This window comes from Salinivibrio sp. SS3 (assembly GCF_001722105.1).
In the GTDB taxonomy this organism is placed as follows: domain Bacteria; phylum Pseudomonadota; class Gammaproteobacteria; order Enterobacterales; family Vibrionaceae; genus Salinivibrio; species Salinivibrio kushneri.
Genome location: NZ_MEBQ01000012.1, coordinates 143,701 through 158,714, shown reverse-complemented (window position 1 = coordinate 158,714; position 15,014 = coordinate 143,701). Strand labels below are relative to the sequence as shown.

The following is a 15,014-nucleotide window of genomic DNA, read 5'->3' as shown; positions in this document are numbered from 1 at the left end:
GTGTTTCCTTTTCTCTACAAGCACGGCAGGGGAACGCCCTGCCAAGGGATAGCATTTTTGACCGCGATGGGGACGAAGGTTCCCTCAGGTGTTACTGAGCGTCGCTGTCACTGGGTTTCGGGTAGGTAATGGTATTCACAAACCATTGCTTTTCGCCTTCAGGGGTTGAGACCACCACCTCGTCATCAACGGCTTTTTTTAATAGCGCCCGCGCCATGGGGGCATCGATAGAAATGTAATCTTTGCGTTCATAAATCTCATCAGGACCAACGATTCGAAATTGCTTGGTGTCGCCGGCTTCGTTTTCAATTTCTACCCAGGCGCCAAAAAAGACCCGTCCTTCTTGCTCGGGCGCGTAATCAACAATAGTTAAGTCATTGAGGCGTTTGCGCAGATAACGGACGCGGCGGTCTATTTGGCGTAACAAACGTTTGTTGTAGGTGTAGTCTGCATTTTCTGAGCGATCACCCAAACTGGCGGCCCAACTGACAATTTTGGTCACTTCTGGGCGCCGTTCGTGCCACAGGTAATCGTGCTCGGCTTTGAGCGCGTTAAACCCTTCTCGGGTCACCAATTTGGTTTTCACGTTACCTCTCCTTTCGCTAGCCATTCGGCGTCGCGCGATATAACCTTGTCCAGGAAAGTACAAGAAGCGGGCAAACTTGTCGAGGCAACACTCGGTAACAATTTACCCCTCGCTTGACGGCAGACAAACACGCGGTCTGAAAGAGAACTGTGGCAAAATTCAGTATGATATAAGTGACGGCCAATCGATGGCCGGGCAACGATCAGCATTGAGGGCTTAGCATGCAAGAGAACTATAAAATTCTAGTGGTGGATGATGATATGCGTCTGCGCTCGCTACTGGAACGCTACCTGACCGAGCAAGGTTTTCAGGTACGTAGTGTGGCCAATGCCGAGCAAATGGATCGCTTACTCGCGCGTGAAGCCTTTCACCTGATGGTGCTGGATCTGATGTTGCCGGGGGAAGATGGCCTGTCAGTGTGTCGCCGTTTACGTCAAGCGAATAACCAGTTGCCCATTTTGATGTTGACCGCCAAGGGCGATGAGATTGATCGCATTGTCGGTTTAGAAGTGGGTGCCGATGATTACCTACCCAAGCCTTTTAACCCGCGAGAGCTATTGGCGCGAGTACGGGCGGTATTGCGCCGGCAGACCATTGAAGCGCCAGGCGCGCCGAGTGCAGACTCAACCACAGTGACCTTTGGCGAGTTTCGCCTCAACTTGGGCACGCGAGAAATGTTTCGCAATGATGAGCCCATGACACTCACATCCGGCGAGTTCGCGGTGCTTAAGGCCTTGGTCACCAATGCGCGCGAGCCGTTATCACGAGACAAGTTGATGAACATGGCGCGTGGCCGTGAGTATTCGGCGATGGAGCGCTCGATTGATGTACAAATCTCGCGTTTGCGTCGGATGATAGAAGAAGATCCGAGTAAACCACGTTACATTCAAACCGTATGGGGGCTCGGCTACGTATTCGTGCCGGATGGAGAGGTGTAGCGATGCGGATGTCACCGCGGACTAACTTTGCACGTACCTTGTTTATCTTGGCTGGCTTATTAATTGCCAGCCAAGTTTTTTCTTATCTAACCATCGTTAATTATGCCTTACTGCCCAGTTTGCAGCAGTTCAACAAGATCCTCGCTTTTGAAGTACGCTTGATGCTGGAAGAAGACTGGTATCTTAAGGATGGTGAAGTCCTTCACCTGGGTGAACCCGTGCGGCGGCAATTGTTGGAGCAGATTGGGGTCACCTTGCATGCGCCCAATAGTGAGCCTGCGGCGGCGTTTAAAGACGCCATGGAAATTGATTATTTAAGCGAGCATATCAGCGAGGAGTTGGGCACCCAAACCGAAGTGCGCTTGGTCAGTGGTGAAGACAGTTACGTGCTGTGGCTGAAGTTTGACCAGATTGACGATTTTCTAATGCGGATCCCGCTATCGGAGCTGCATCAAGACGACTTTGCGCCTTTATTTCAATACAGCTTAGTGATTGCCCTGTTGGTGATTGCGGGCGGGTGGCTATTTATCAAGATGCAAAACCGTCCACTCGTGGCACTTGAGCGCGCGGCGTTAGATGTGGCAGATGGCCGTTTTCCCGATCCTGTCCCACCACGAGGGGCATCAGAAATTCAGGCGGTGACGGTCGCGTTTAATAAAATGTCAGCCGGTATACGCAAGTTGGAAGAAGATCGCGCCTTGCTTATGGCAGGCGTCAGCCATGATTTGCGCACGCCACTGACGCGCATTCGCCTTGCCACTGAAATGATGTCATCGGATGACGCCTATTTGGCCGATAGCATTACCGAGGACACCGAAGAGTGTAATGAAATCATCAACCAGTTTATGGACTACTTGCGCGCGGTGCAGCAGCAAGACCCTGACCCTGTTGACTTGGCGAGTATTTGCCGCGATGTGGCGAGTAATCAGCAACAAATGGGGGTCGATATTGATCTCGACCTAGGGGCATTGCACGGAGAGCTATTTGCTAACTCGGTAGCGTTAAAGCGTGCGGTGACTAACTTGGTGGTTAATGCGGTGCGATACGGTCATGGCTGGGTCCGTCTCGGTTGTGGCAGTAATGCTGATCACACCTATCAGTGGGTGGAAGTGGAAGATAATGGCCCGGGCATTGAAGCGAGTCTCGAAAATACCTTGTTCCAGCCGTTCACCCGCGGCGATACGGCGCGGGGCAGCGAAGGAACGGGGCTAGGGCTAGCGATCGTGAAACGGATTGTGGAACAGCTTCATGGTGATATTCGCTTGTCGTCACGTACTGAAGGTGGGTTAAGAATTCAGATGACGTTTCCTGTGGGCAATAAAAAATAACGCCCTTGTGTGCGTGTGACCACGTTTTTGGCCGCGGAAGTCGCGGAACCAGGAGGGTAGACCATACTGTCATAGAGACTCAATACACTGGGAAACGGCCATGCGTTTATCGCTAGATAGTCAGGATCCGACGCCTAAATTTCAGCAGCTGATTGATCAAATTCAACGGCAAATTGCCAGCGGCACCCTCTACCCCGGCGCGCGCCTTCCCTCGGTGCGGCAACTGGCCAAAACATTGGCGATGAACCCAATGACGGTGTCGCGCAGCTATCAACAATTGGCCGACGAGGGCTGGCTGGAGCGCTTGCCCGGTGTGGGCATGCAGGTGAGTGAAACCATGCGCCCGGCTGAGCCCGAGCAGCGTTTGCACTACGTTGAAGGCGCACTGGCGCACTTTATCCAGGCGGCCAGTGAAGCGGGGTACAGCAAGTCAGAAACCATGGCGCTGATCATGACGCATTGGGAGCGTTATAGCGGCGATCAGGCATTGGAGTAGTGGGTTTTATGCCCCAGCCAGCGGCGAATAATCGCTTGAGCATGTTGTGGATAGTGTTGATGTAGGTGCGTGGCCAGTTTTTGCACTTCAGGGATCAGCCCCTGATCTCTGACCAAATCGGCAATCTTAAACTCAGCCAGCCCGGTCTGGCGGGTGCCAAGAAGCTCGCCGGGTCCACGAATATCGAGATCGCGCTGCGCAATCACAAAGCCGTCATTGCTATCGCGCAGCACCCCAAGCCGCTGACTGGCGGTTTTGGATAAAGGGGCATGGTAAAGCAGCACACAATGACTGGCGACGGAACCACGGCCGACACGGCCACGTAGCTGGTGGAGTTGTGCCAGCCCGAGTCGCTCGGGGTTTTCGATAATCATTAGGCTGGCGTTAGGGACATCGACGCCCACTTCAATAACCGTTGTCGCCACCAATAACTGTAACTCGCCTTGCTTAAACGCTTCCATGACCGCTTGCTTTTCTGCCGCTTTCATTCGCCCGTGAACTAAGCCAATCTCCAGGTTGGGGAGGGCTTCTTTAAGCGCGGTGGCTGTGTCTTCCGCGGCTTGCGCTTCTAAGGCGTCGGACTCTTCAATCAAGGTGCACACCCAATACGCTTGTCGACCGGCTGCACAAGCAGCACTGACGCGGGCGATGATATCGTCTCGGCGGGTGTCGGGGACGGCGACGGTTTGGATGGGTGTGCGCCCCGGGGGTAATTCATCGATGACGGACGTTTCAAGATCCGCATACGCGGTCATCGCCAAGGTACGGGGAATAGGGGTCGCGGTCATGATAAGCTGGTGCGGATGGGCGCCTTGCTGCTCGCCTTTTTCACGCAGCGCGAGACGTTGATGAACGCCAAAGCGGTGTTGTTCATCAATAATGACTAACGCTAGGCTGTCGAACTGGACGCTCGCTTGAAACAAAGCATGGGTACCGACCACCATTTTCGCTTCGCCGTCAGCGATGCTTGCTAGGGTTTGCTCCCGCGCTTTCCCTTTTAGCTTGCCGGCCAGCCAACCGACTTGAATGCCCAGTGGTTCGAGCCACTGAGCGAAGTTAGTGGCGTGTTGTTCGGCCAATAGCTCGGTCGGTGCCATCAACGCAACTTGATGGCCTTGTTCAATCGCTTGCAAGGCGGCCAGCACAGCGACCAAGGTTTTACCTGCCCCCACATCGCCTTGCACGAGGCGCATCATCGGAAACGGCTTGGCCAAATCGGCGCTGATCTCGCTCACCACCCGGGTTTGTGCGCCGGTGGGAGTGAAAGGCAGGTTATCTAAAAGACGCTGCCCTAATGACTGACTGGGCGCGAGGGCAAAGCCTTTCACTTGTTGGGCATGATGACGCACAGACAGCATCGACAGATGCTGGGCAAGGAGCTCTTCAATGATTAAGCGTCGTTGAGCAGGGTGTTGCCCTGCTAGTAAGTCTTCCAACACGGTCTCGGGCGGCGGACGATGCAAAAGGTGTAATGCATCGCGCAGCGAAAGTTGTCTATCGTACAAGCCCTCGGGCAGCAGCTCGTCGACGCCACTTTTGTCTAACAAAGCCAGGGCTTGATCGGTCAGGCTACGCAGCGTCGCTTGGCGCAGCCCCTCCGTGGTGGGGTACACGGGGGTGAGGGTTTCTTCCATCACCAACTCGGTAGGCTCGGAAAATACCTGATACTCGGGGTGAATGATCTCCAGCCCGTGCTTTCCGCGCTTGAGCTCACCGTAGGCTTTTACTTGCTTACCTACGGCTAAACTGTTTTTCATTGCGGCATTAAAGTTGAAAAATCGCAGCGTTAACGCGCCACTGTTATCTTGCACCCGAACCGTGAGCATCCGGCGGCGACCAAACACGGTGTCATTGTGGGTGATTTCGCCTTCGATGGTGGCATGTTGGCCGGGTAAGAGGCTGGCGACCGGCCACACACGGGTGCGATCTTCATAACGATAAGGCAGGTGAAATAAAACATCCTGCACCGTATGCAGGCCTATTTTTGCCAGTTTTTCTGCCATTTTGCTGCCAACGCCACTTAAGGTATCAACAGTCACCGCACTTAGCATCGAAGATCGCATCCGTTTCTCTATGGGTTCGCTCTGGCTCGCGTGTCGGACTAACGTGGATGTTTGGCCGCCTGCATCTGTGCCCACCACGCCTCGTCGGCCACAATTTGACCGTGTTCATCTAAGGGAGGATAAGGCAAGCCTTTTTGTTTTGCCACGCGGGCAAGCACCGGGTGACCACGCTCGAACAAAATGTGGTGAACCTCGTGGTCGGGCAAGCGTGTCTTATCCAACTGATACATGCCAGCCGCTTGGCGTTGGCGCTGTGCTTCGTACAAAATCAAGGCACTGGCCACTGACACATTGAGTGACTGTACCATACCTACCATAGGAATGAGGATGTCTTGGTCCGCTTTGTCGAGCGCTTCGCGACTGATGCCTTGTTTTTCTTGCCCCAGCACGATGGCCGTCGGACGGGTGTAGTCGATCTCGCGAAAATCGACCGCGGTATCCGACAAGTTAGTGACTAACACCTGCATCCCTTGGGCGTGCATGGCATCAAAGGCTTCTTCCGTGGTGTTGTGAGTGACCACATCTATCCAGTTGCGCGAGCCGGCCGATGTGCCGCCGAGGGTGCGCATCTTGGTGCCTTCTGGCCATACCGCATGCATGCGGTGAATGCCTACCGCGTCGGCCGTGCGAATGATGGCGGAAATATTATTGGGCTTGTGAACTTGCTCCATGCAGACAGTGAGATCAGGCTGGCGTTGGGCCAAGACCTGATGAATGCGTTCAAAGCGTTCAGGGGTCATGATTCAATTCCGTCAATAACAGGCAAAAAACGGTGACGCCCGCCAAAGGGCGGGCGACAGGTAATGATGGGTTGGGGCACTCAGTTTTTCTGGCGGCTCACTTTCACCACATTAGGCATCACGCGAAGGCGACGCATAATGTTGGCCAAATGCACTCTGTCTTTGGTCGTTAAGCGAACAAAGATAGTGTATAGGCGACCATCGCGCTCTTCGGTGGTTAACCCTTGGATATTGGATCCGGTTGCGGCGATGGTATTGGTGAGGTCGGCCAATGCTCCCTGGTGGTTTTGCATATCCACGCGTACCCGGGTGCTGAACTCTTGTTCAAAATCGTCCGCCCACTCGACCGGCATATATTTATCCGGCTCTTGGCGGTGGCCGCGGATGTTGGCACAGGTTTCACGGTGGATAACCAAGCCTTTACCTGGGCTGACATGCGCAATGATGGGGTCACCTGGGATCGGGCGACAGCAATTGGCATAAGTCACCAAGATGCCATCCGCACCACGAATCGGCATTTTGCCTTCGGTAGGGGCGGCCGGATCTTGATCTAGCAAGCGACGAGCGATCACCACGCTCATGAGTTCGCCAAGACCAATCGATGCCAGTAAGTCGTCACTGGTTTTGAGCTTCAAGTCGCTCAGTACAGCGTCAACGCGTTCAGGATTAATATCCGCTAGGTTTTTCTCTCCGAGCGCGTGATTGAGCAGGCGACGCCCTAGGGTGACCGACTCTTCTCGGCGCATGGTTTTTAGCACCTGGCGGATTTTCGTCCGTGCCCGCGCGGTGACCACATAGTTGAGCCAAGCGGCATTAGGACGCGCGCCTGGTGCGGTGATAATCTCAACCGTTTGACCATTTTTGAGCGGCTGGCTCAGCGGGTAAGGCTGACGATTAACCCTTGCCCCAACACAGGTGTTGCCGACATCGGTGTGGACGGCATAGGCAAAGTCGACCGCAGTGGCATCGACAGGCAGCTCGACAATCCGCCCTTTGGGGGTAAAGACGTACAGCTCGTCGGGGAAGAGATCCGATTTGACGCTCTCGATAAATTCGAACGAGCTGCCGGCGCTTTGCTGCAGCTCGATAATGTTCTGCATCCAACGCTGCGCCCGTTTTTGCGCGGTGGTGCCAGAGGGTCTGTCGGTGCCACTTTTGTATGCCCAGTGTGCCGCGACCCCTTTATCCGCCATTTGATCCATGTCTTCGGTACGAATTTGTACTTCCACCGGGACACCATGCGGGCCAATCATAGAGGTGTGCAGTGATTGATACCCGTTGGCTTTGGGCACCGCGATATAGTCTTTGAGCCGGCCTGGGCGTGGCTTATACAAGTTATGCATTTGCCCCAGCACGCGGTAGCAGGTATCGAGATCACCCACAATCACCCGAAACGCGTACAAATCCATGATGGTGTGGAAACGCTGCTCTTTGTTCTTCATCTTGTTATAGATGGAGTAGAGGTTTTTCTCTCGGCCCAACACACGGGCTTTAATCCCTGCATCTTCCAAGCGGCCTTCAATTTCCGCATGGATTTTTTGGATCATCTCTTTGCGGTTGCCCCGCGCTTGCGCGATCACCTTTTTAAGCACGCGGTAGCGATTGGGGTACAAGGCCTCAAAGCCGAGCTCTTCAAGCTCGACTTTTATATTATGGATACCCAGACGATGGGCGAGGGGCGCGAAGATTTCTAGCGTTTCACGGGCGATACGGCGCTTTTTATCTGGGCGTAGGGCGCCCAAGGTACGCATATTGTGGGTGCGGTCACTCAGTTTTATCAGGATCACGCGAATGTCATGGGCCATCGCCATGACCATTTTGCGGAAGTTCTCGGCCTGGGCCTCTTTGCGATCGCGGAATTTAAGCTTATCAAGCTTAGACACCCCGTCCACCAAGTCGGCTACCACATCACCAAAGCGTTGCTGCAGATCGTCTTTGGTCACCTCAGTGTCCTCAATCACATCATGCAGCAATGCCGCCATCAAGGTTTCACAGTCCAAGCGCATTTCTGCCAAGATCCGTGCCACCGCGATGGGGTGAATAATATAAGGTTCGCCGGTTGAGCGGGTTTGCCCGTCGTGGGCATCCCTGGCTACTAGGTAAGCTTGCCGAAGCGCTTCAAGCTGTGACTCCGGCAAATACTGGCTAGCAACTTCTTTCAGGCTATCAAATAGATACAAACGGCCTGTCCCTGATAAATGCAGCGTTTAACGTTGACCAGAAATGGTGCTTACCGCGGCCATTTCAGCGGCTTCTTGCTCTTGCTTCTCCTGACGCTCTCGTGCGTCGAGGACTTCTTTGTTGATCAGTCCTTCTTCAACTTCACGCAAAGAGATCACTGTGTACTTGTCGTTTTCTTCTGCGACGAGGGCATCTTTGCCGCCCGTTTGCATTTGACGGGCGCGGCGAGCCGCAACCAGAACGAGATCGAAGCGGTTACCAATTTTTTCAACGGCGTCTTGAACAGTTACGCGTGCCATGAAGGACTCCAGCTATGTCATCAATAGGTCATTCAAAATGACCGAAAAGTATACAAAAGGCCGCGACCTATTGCCAGCGTTGGCTGGGGCAATGGCCACGTCTCAATGTGGTGGTTAGTCAGCCAACAGTTCGTCGATCATTGTATGATACTTGCTGGCTTGTTTGGCTTGTGCCATCCGCTCGGCACGGATGATGGCCTTAATATCCATCAATGCGACATCAAAGTCATCATTAATAATCAGGTAATCATAATCAGCATAGTGAGAGATCTCGGTGCGTGCTTCCTGCATGCGTTGCGCAATCACTTCCTCACTGTCTTGGCCACGTGTCGTGAGGCGTCGTTCTAACTCTTCACGGCTGGGTGGCAAAATGAAAATACTCTTGCTGTTCGGCATTTGCTGACGAATTTGCTCAGCGCCTTGCCAATCGATATCGAGAAAAATATCGACACCATTATTAAGCATTTTTTCAATCCATACGCGCGAGGTGCCGTAATAATTGCCAAACACTTGCGCGTGCTCTAAGAACGCTTCCTGTGCAATCAGTGACTGAAATTCTTCCTCGGAGACAAAATGATAATGCACACCGTTTTCTTCACCAGGACGCATAGCGCGCGTCGTGTGAGACACAGACACTTTCATGTCATAGCGAGGGTTATCATTCAGCAGCGCTGAAATCAGACTAGATTTGCCCGCACCACTTGGGGCGGAAACAATGTAAAGCGTACCTTGGCTCATGGATTGATCACTTTCACTGGCTGATGCCCATCCGCAGTATAGCGTATACGTACAGGCGTCGATCGACGAATAGATAGTTGTTCCCCGTGGGAGGCGCGCAGGGTAGCACGAACCGGCGGGGATTTGAACGCTAGAGCGTGAAGTTACTGACTCGATACACGCGTGCGCGATTGCCGGTGTGACACAAACTGTGCGCTGAGTCGATAAAGCATGGCTCTATCTAGAACATGCTTGCATATACGCAATTATTAATGATAATTGTTAGCGTTTGTATTTAGTGGTCGGTTTAGATGTAGGGAGCACATTCAATGATAGGGAGTCAGCAGGCGTTACATCAGGGTGTTACCTCGCTGTATGTGTCACATCAGCGCTGGCTTTCGGGCTTTATTCAGCGACGAATGGGTTGCCCGTCAACGTCGGCAGATTTAGTTCAAGACACCTATTTGCGTTTGCTTAACTCTGGCCGTTTGCCTGATACAGACAGTGCGCGTGCTTACCTTACCCATATCGCCAAAGGCTTGATCATCGATTGGTATCGCCGTCGTCGCGTTGAGCAAGCTTACTTAGACTATCTGCAAGCGCAGCCAGAACTCATGGCCAGCTCGCCCGAGCAACACCAACAAACCATGGAAGCCTTGGTGGCGGTTGATGCGTTATTAGGGCATTTACCGGTCAAGGTGCGGCAGGCTTTGCTGATGCGCCAGCTCGAGGGAATGAGCTATAAAGACATCGCAAAGGCGCTTTCTGTCTCGGTTTCCTCGGTAGAGAAATATGTTGCCAAGGCACTGGCTGCCTGTGTACTCGCCGCGCAAGAGTGATTCATGATGTCGTCTTTATCACCTCATGTGGTTGAGCAAGCGGCACAATGGATGGCCCGTATGTGGGCGGACGATGTGTCTGAGCAGGATAAACAAGCGCTATCACAGTGGCGACGTGCTCACCCTCATCATGAAAAGGCATGGCAAGCGCTGGAAGGTGTGCAATCCCAGCTTCAGGATGTCTCGGGACATCATTCGGTCTTATTGCGACAAAGTGGCTTGTCGCGCCGGCGGTTTTTGGTGCTCGGTGGCATTGGTATTGGCGCAGGGTGCTTATTGGCATGGCGCTCCAATGCGCAGCGTTACGAACAGGGCGTTGCCTTGGCAAGCCGAGTCGGGGAACTTAAGCAGTTCACCTTGCCGGATCAGAGTCGTATCGCGTTAAACACAGATTCGCGGGTGTGGGTCGATTATCAAGGCGGGAAAAAACAGATTTTCCTTGAGCGCGGTGAAGTGATGCTCGAGGCGGCATCGCCTTTATCGGTTCTCACCGCCCACGGTCAGGTGTGGGTTGAGGATCAAGGCCAACTTGCTGTGCGCCAGTTTACGCGTTTCAGTGCTATACAATTGTTATCGACCAACGCGCGTATTCAGCCGTATCAGGGTCAACTGCGTCACATTCCCGCCGGGCATTCGGTGCAATGCACAGCCAATAAGGTGCAGCATCTTGCACCTTTAGAAACTCACGCGGTGAGTTGGTTGGAGCAAAAACTTGTGGCTGAACGCATGCCGCTTTCGGCGCTGGTTGAAGAGCTCTCACGGTATTTCTCAGGCTGGTTGCGCTTAGATGCACAACTGAATGATCTAACCGTGACGGGGGTATTTTCCACCCGTAATATCCAGCAAACGCTGGCGAATTTAGAAACCATTCTGCCTATTGCCCTGCGCTTTCGTACTGCGCTCTGGGTGCAAATTATTCCAGCCCAATAAAAAATGACATTCATCTTTACGGATCTCACGCCTTCGTTCGGTGTATCGGTTAGTCAATTCACTTAAGTGGAGCCGTATTGTGAAACTGCAGTCATCGATATTGTGTCTATCGTTAACCTTGGGCGTGCCTTTTTATTCCCCCGTTTATGCCCAAACAGACACGGTAAATACCTACCAGATTCCCGCCGGAGAGCTTGATGCGGTATTAAAAGCCTTTGCGCTGGCATCGGGTATCGAATTTCATCTGGATGCGCGTTTGTCCGAAGGTTTTTACAGTGCGGGGCTCGACGGACAGTTTACTCCAGAGCAAGGCCTCAACACCCTGCTGACCAGTACGGGGTTGACGGCACACCGACAAGCCGATGGCAGCTATCAAATTACCGACAGCACAGAGTCGCTGACGCTCGATACCCTAGATGTGTCGTTTTCGGAAGAGGAGATTAGTCGCGATGAAGCGGGTAAATATGCTGTTTACGATGACAACCGGTCAACGGTGTACGCGGGCAAAAAAGAGGTTGAGCGATATAAAGGTAAAGATGCGGCTGATCTCTTTAAAGGTATGCCCAATGTGTACAGTGGCGATGCGCGCAACGGCGGAGGCATTGACCCAAATATTCGTGGTGTCCAAGGGCCGGGTCGTGTGCCTGTTCTCATTGATGGTACAGAGCAAGGGCTGACTGTCTGGCGTGGCTATCGCGGTGTCTCGAATCGCAGCTATATTGATCCCAACTTAATTGGTGGTGTGCAGGTCATCAAAGGCCCCAATACTGTGGCGAATGTCAAAACATCCACAGGCGGCGCGGTGATCGTCAATACCCTCTCTGCGCAAGATATTTTGCTGCCGGGAAAAGACTTTGGCGGTGAGTTCTTGATTGAAGGTAGCAACAATGCGGTTGCGCCCACGTTAGGGACCTTATACACAGGGCAAGACTATCGAGAAGTCGACGGGTTTCCGTCCACGCCACAATACCCTTACGCCGATCCTTCGCTTTGGCAGCCGATGAGCCACAACAAGAACAACAATCCTTTCTCGGGGGATGACTACGCTTACCGTCTTGCGCTGGCGAAACGAGGCGAAAGCATGGAATGGTTAGCTGCTTACGCTTATCGCTATAAAGGCAATTATTATGGGGGCAAACATGATAGTGGTTTTTATAAAAGCGGCGATTCGAAAGAAGCCTATATGACCAAGATCGATCCAGAGACCTTGGCGCTGCGCCATCTGCCGGGCGCGGAAATTCCCAATACGTCCAGCGAAACCGAATCTGTGTTGCTGAAAAGTACATTCCTTTTCGAGGGCGCGCAGCAATTGAGCCTTGGCGCGCGCTACACCGATGCCGAGTATGGTGAGATCATGGCGAGCCGCTCTGGTGACTTAGTCGATGGCAATAAAATGGCGCAATGGCCACTTAGCCGCGTGCGAGCGCAAGCTTATAACCTTGATTATCATTGGTCGCCAAAGGACCCTTGGATTGATTTAACGGCCAAGTTATGGACCACCTACACCGTCAGCGATTCCAATACCCGAGGTGGGTTTCCTAACTATGCCAATAACCATGACCTGTTACCGGGCTACAGCACCCTGTTGCGCAATACTGCTGCGTCCAATGCAAAAGATAGCCGTATTGGCCTGAATATCAGCAATACCATGGCGTTCAGTGACACCTTATCTATTACTGCCGCAGGACGATATCAATACCGAGAGCAACGTTCTGATGATACTTATGATGCGAACAAAGCCGATGGTTGGGTGCACTTTCCACAAGAAGGGACCTATCAAGAATTTGATGCCAGCTTACAAGCCACTTGGCAGCCACATACCCAATGGACGCTTAACGCTGGTGTGAAGTTTCAAGGCTTTGATGTTAAAGATGACTTCCTTGCAGCGCGCCAAGCCGAAGGGGGCGATACCCTGTTCACGCAGCAGGCTGTCTCGCCGGGGCTTGAAGCCAGCTATAAAGTGCGGGTGTTCTTGAGTGAGGCTGAAATTCAGGCGAGGTTGGACCGTTATCGCGAAAGTTTGGAATTTTTTGGGGTGCCTGAAAGCCAGATATTGGTTGATCTTGCAGAAGAAGAAGCCAAGCTGCGCGAAGAAGGTAAAATTGAAGAGCGCACACAAGCTTGGTTACATGATGGAAATGGTAAATATAGCCGTGCGCAAAACCCCTGTGACCCTGCTAACGGACTATTACCCGACAACTACATTGAAGGGACGTGTCGTGCGACCAATCAATTGAATACCAAAGTGAATATGCGTCCCAAAACACACGATCACGGGCAGGGTTGGTCACCGTTTGCCTCCGTGGCATTTTCTCCCACGCCGCAAGACCGTATTTACTATCGCTACAGCCAAATGTTGCGCTTTCCAAGCCTCTTTGAAAGCACACTTAGCTTTTCCGCGTTAAATAATGCGTATACCAGCCTCAAACCCGAAGCAACGGTGAATCACGAGTTAGGCTACATTCATCATTTTACTCACGGTGATCTGAAACTGGCTTACTTTCACCACCTCACTGAAAACGTGATCGAGCGAGATGACATGCTGCGCTTTAGCAATATTGATTCGCAGACGCTGGCAGGGTTGGAGCTGCAAGCGAACTACGATGATGGTGATTGGTTTGCCGATTTAAATGGCGCTTACATGCTCACCAATCAAGTCTGTGATGAGAGCTCCGTCGTCACACGTTATCGCCCCGACGAGCCAGAATATTATCGCAATTGTTTGTTTGGCGGTTTTCCTGGCGGATATTTAGAATCGCAAGTCCCCCCAGCGTGGTCGACGTCGCTGAAACTGGGCCATCGCTTTTTAAATCGTCAGTTAGAAGCTGGGATCAAAGGCGCGTACCTTGCCAAAGCCAAGTCAGATGAGGTGGTCCAGCGCGACGATACCTTAACGTTTGATGCATTTGCCAATTATCAGCTATCACGCCACATCGCGCTTGAAGTCGTAGGGACCAATTTAACCGATGTCTACCACATTGACCCACTGGTGCGTTCCAGTGTACCGGCGCCAGGGCGGACTATTAAATTGATGCTAAAAGCAAAATTTTAACGACGCGGTTACGGGTTTGCCTGAACTGAACGGTAAAGAGGATGAAGCAAATAATTTGCTGGACGTTGAAATCATTTACCTAGGAGTCACATTATGCCTTACAAAACCGTCGTGATAGCACTAAGTGCCATTTTAACTACCACATCTGCTTTGGCTAATATTGTTGGCACACAAAGCGATGACGCCAATATTGAAGTCGGCACATCCAATGTGCCTTTTGGCCCCCATACAATGGGTAAGGCGGGGATTGGTAATGACAACCGTATCTCCTCGAAATTCAAAGTGGACTTTGAAGGGGTGACCCGTGCCATCAGTACCCAAAAGCAAGGCGACATTTACACCAATGGCACATCACATGCCGGGGATGCGGGAGTGTTTAACTTTGCGCAGGCCGGTGCGGGCGACGTGTGGTTTGGTGAATGGTCGCAAGACTTTGCCGGTAATGGTCAAGATCGCAGTGTGTATTATGCGGGCGATAACACCCAAACGAGTCTGCCCTCATCGGGCACGGCATCTTATGCAGTGACTGGCTTGAATCGCTTTACTGGCAATAATGCATTGACTGGTGAGTTTAACGCAGACTTTTCCGCTAAAACCGTTCGCGGCACCATCAGTAATGCTGCGATGAAACTAAGCATTGATGCAGATATTGATGCGAAAACTGCAGCGTTTAAGGGTGACGCGCATGCTTTACGTAGTGGTCCAGGGGTTGTAGGGGACACACAAGGCCATTTCTTTGGTGCAGACGCCGCAGCCCTTGCTGGGATTGCAACCTTTGCCGACCGCGATCTCAATACCGCCTTTGGCGGCACCAAAAAATAGCGTTTATTTTTTATGATGCAGAG

General features: G+C 52.5%; 13 protein-coding genes. 7 read left to right on the top strand and 6 right to left on the bottom strand.

Annotated elements, in window-relative coordinates; all coding sequences use genetic code 11:
* Positions 1 to 91 precede the first annotated feature (91 nt).
* Positions 92 to 586, bottom strand: coding sequence for a transcription elongation factor GreB (gene greB / locus BGL48_RS06870; protein WP_069361963.1), 495 nt, complete (start codon positions 584 to 586; stop codon positions 92 to 94).
* A 221-nt stretch (positions 587 to 807) separates the two neighbouring features.
* Between greB and ompR the strand changes: the two genes are divergently transcribed.
* The 3 genes from ompR to BGL48_RS06855 all read left to right on the top strand — a co-directional run bounded on the left by ompR (position 808) and on the right by BGL48_RS06855 (position 3,348).
* On the top strand, positions 808 to 1,524 hold the full coding sequence (ompR, locus tag BGL48_RS06865; protein ID WP_046074657.1) for a two-component system response regulator OmpR: 717 nt from the start codon (positions 808 to 810) through the stop codon (positions 1,522 to 1,524).
* Positions 1,525 to 1,526: 2 nt separating this feature from the next.
* Positions 1,527 to 2,852 (top strand): two-component system sensor histidine kinase EnvZ, encoded by a 1,326-nt coding sequence (envZ, locus tag BGL48_RS06860; protein WP_069361962.1) that lies wholly within the window; start codon positions 1,527 to 1,529, stop codon positions 2,850 to 2,852.
* 100 nt (positions 2,853 to 2,952) lie between these two features.
* The gene (locus tag BGL48_RS06855) at positions 2,953 to 3,348 is read left to right on the top strand and encodes a GntR family transcriptional regulator (RefSeq protein ID WP_069361961.1); all 396 of its coding nucleotides are present in this window, start codon (positions 2,953 to 2,955) and stop codon (positions 3,346 to 3,348) included.
* On the opposite strand, the gene recG is transcribed toward BGL48_RS06855, so the two are convergent.
* From recG to gmk, 5 genes are all read right to left on the bottom strand, one after another.
* On the bottom strand, positions 3,333 to 5,411 hold the full coding sequence (gene recG, locus BGL48_RS06850) for an ATP-dependent DNA helicase RecG (RefSeq protein WP_069361960.1): 2,079 nt from the start codon (positions 5,409 to 5,411) through the stop codon (positions 3,333 to 3,335). The genes BGL48_RS06855 and recG overlap by 16 nt on opposite strands.
* Before the next feature lie 38 nt (positions 5,412 to 5,449).
* Positions 5,450 to 6,151 (bottom strand): tRNA (guanosine(18)-2'-O)-methyltransferase TrmH, encoded by a 702-nt coding sequence (trmH, locus tag BGL48_RS06845; protein WP_069361959.1) that lies wholly within the window; start codon positions 6,149 to 6,151, stop codon positions 5,450 to 5,452.
* Positions 6,152 to 6,231: 80 nt separating this feature from the next.
* Positions 6,232 to 8,331: a bifunctional GTP diphosphokinase/guanosine-3',5'-bis pyrophosphate 3'-pyrophosphohydrolase gene (spoT, locus tag BGL48_RS06840; RefSeq protein ID WP_069361958.1), complete on the bottom strand. Its 2,100-nt coding sequence runs from the start codon at positions 8,329 to 8,331 to the stop codon at positions 6,232 to 6,234.
* A gap of 27 nt (positions 8,332 to 8,358) precedes the next feature.
* A complete protein-coding gene (rpoZ, locus tag BGL48_RS06835; protein WP_046074663.1) occupies positions 8,359 to 8,631 on the bottom strand; it encodes a DNA-directed RNA polymerase subunit omega in 273 nt (90 codons plus the stop codon).
* A gap of 114 nt (positions 8,632 to 8,745) precedes the next feature.
* The gene (gene gmk, locus BGL48_RS06830; RefSeq protein WP_069361957.1) at positions 8,746 to 9,369 is read right to left on the bottom strand and encodes a guanylate kinase; all 624 of its coding nucleotides are present in this window, start codon (positions 9,367 to 9,369) and stop codon (positions 8,746 to 8,748) included.
* Positions 9,370 to 9,677: 308 nt separating this feature from the next.
* Here gmk and BGL48_RS06825 point away from each other — a divergent pair, with 308 nt between their 5' ends.
* The 4 genes from BGL48_RS06825 to BGL48_RS06810 all read left to right on the top strand — a co-directional run bounded on the left by BGL48_RS06825 (position 9,678) and on the right by BGL48_RS06810 (position 14,991).
* A complete protein-coding gene (locus BGL48_RS06825; protein WP_069361956.1) occupies positions 9,678 to 10,187 on the top strand; it encodes a sigma-70 family RNA polymerase sigma factor in 510 nt (169 codons plus the stop codon).
* A 3-nt stretch (positions 10,188 to 10,190) separates the two neighbouring features.
* Positions 10,191 to 11,117 carry a DUF4880 domain-containing protein gene (locus BGL48_RS06820; protein ID WP_069361955.1) on the top strand — a complete coding sequence of 309 codons (927 nt, stop codon included), beginning with the start codon at positions 10,191 to 10,193 and terminating at the stop codon, positions 11,115 to 11,117.
* Between the two features lie 79 nt (positions 11,118 to 11,196).
* Positions 11,197 to 14,169 (top strand): TonB-dependent receptor, encoded by a 2,973-nt coding sequence (locus tag BGL48_RS06815; protein WP_141698067.1) that lies wholly within the window; start codon positions 11,197 to 11,199, stop codon positions 14,167 to 14,169.
* Positions 14,170 to 14,262: 93 nt separating this feature from the next.
* Positions 14,263 to 14,991 (top strand): Slam-dependent surface lipoprotein, encoded by a 729-nt coding sequence (locus tag BGL48_RS06810; RefSeq protein ID WP_069361953.1) that lies wholly within the window; start codon positions 14,263 to 14,265, stop codon positions 14,989 to 14,991.
* Positions 14,992 to 15,014 lie beyond the last annotated feature (23 nt).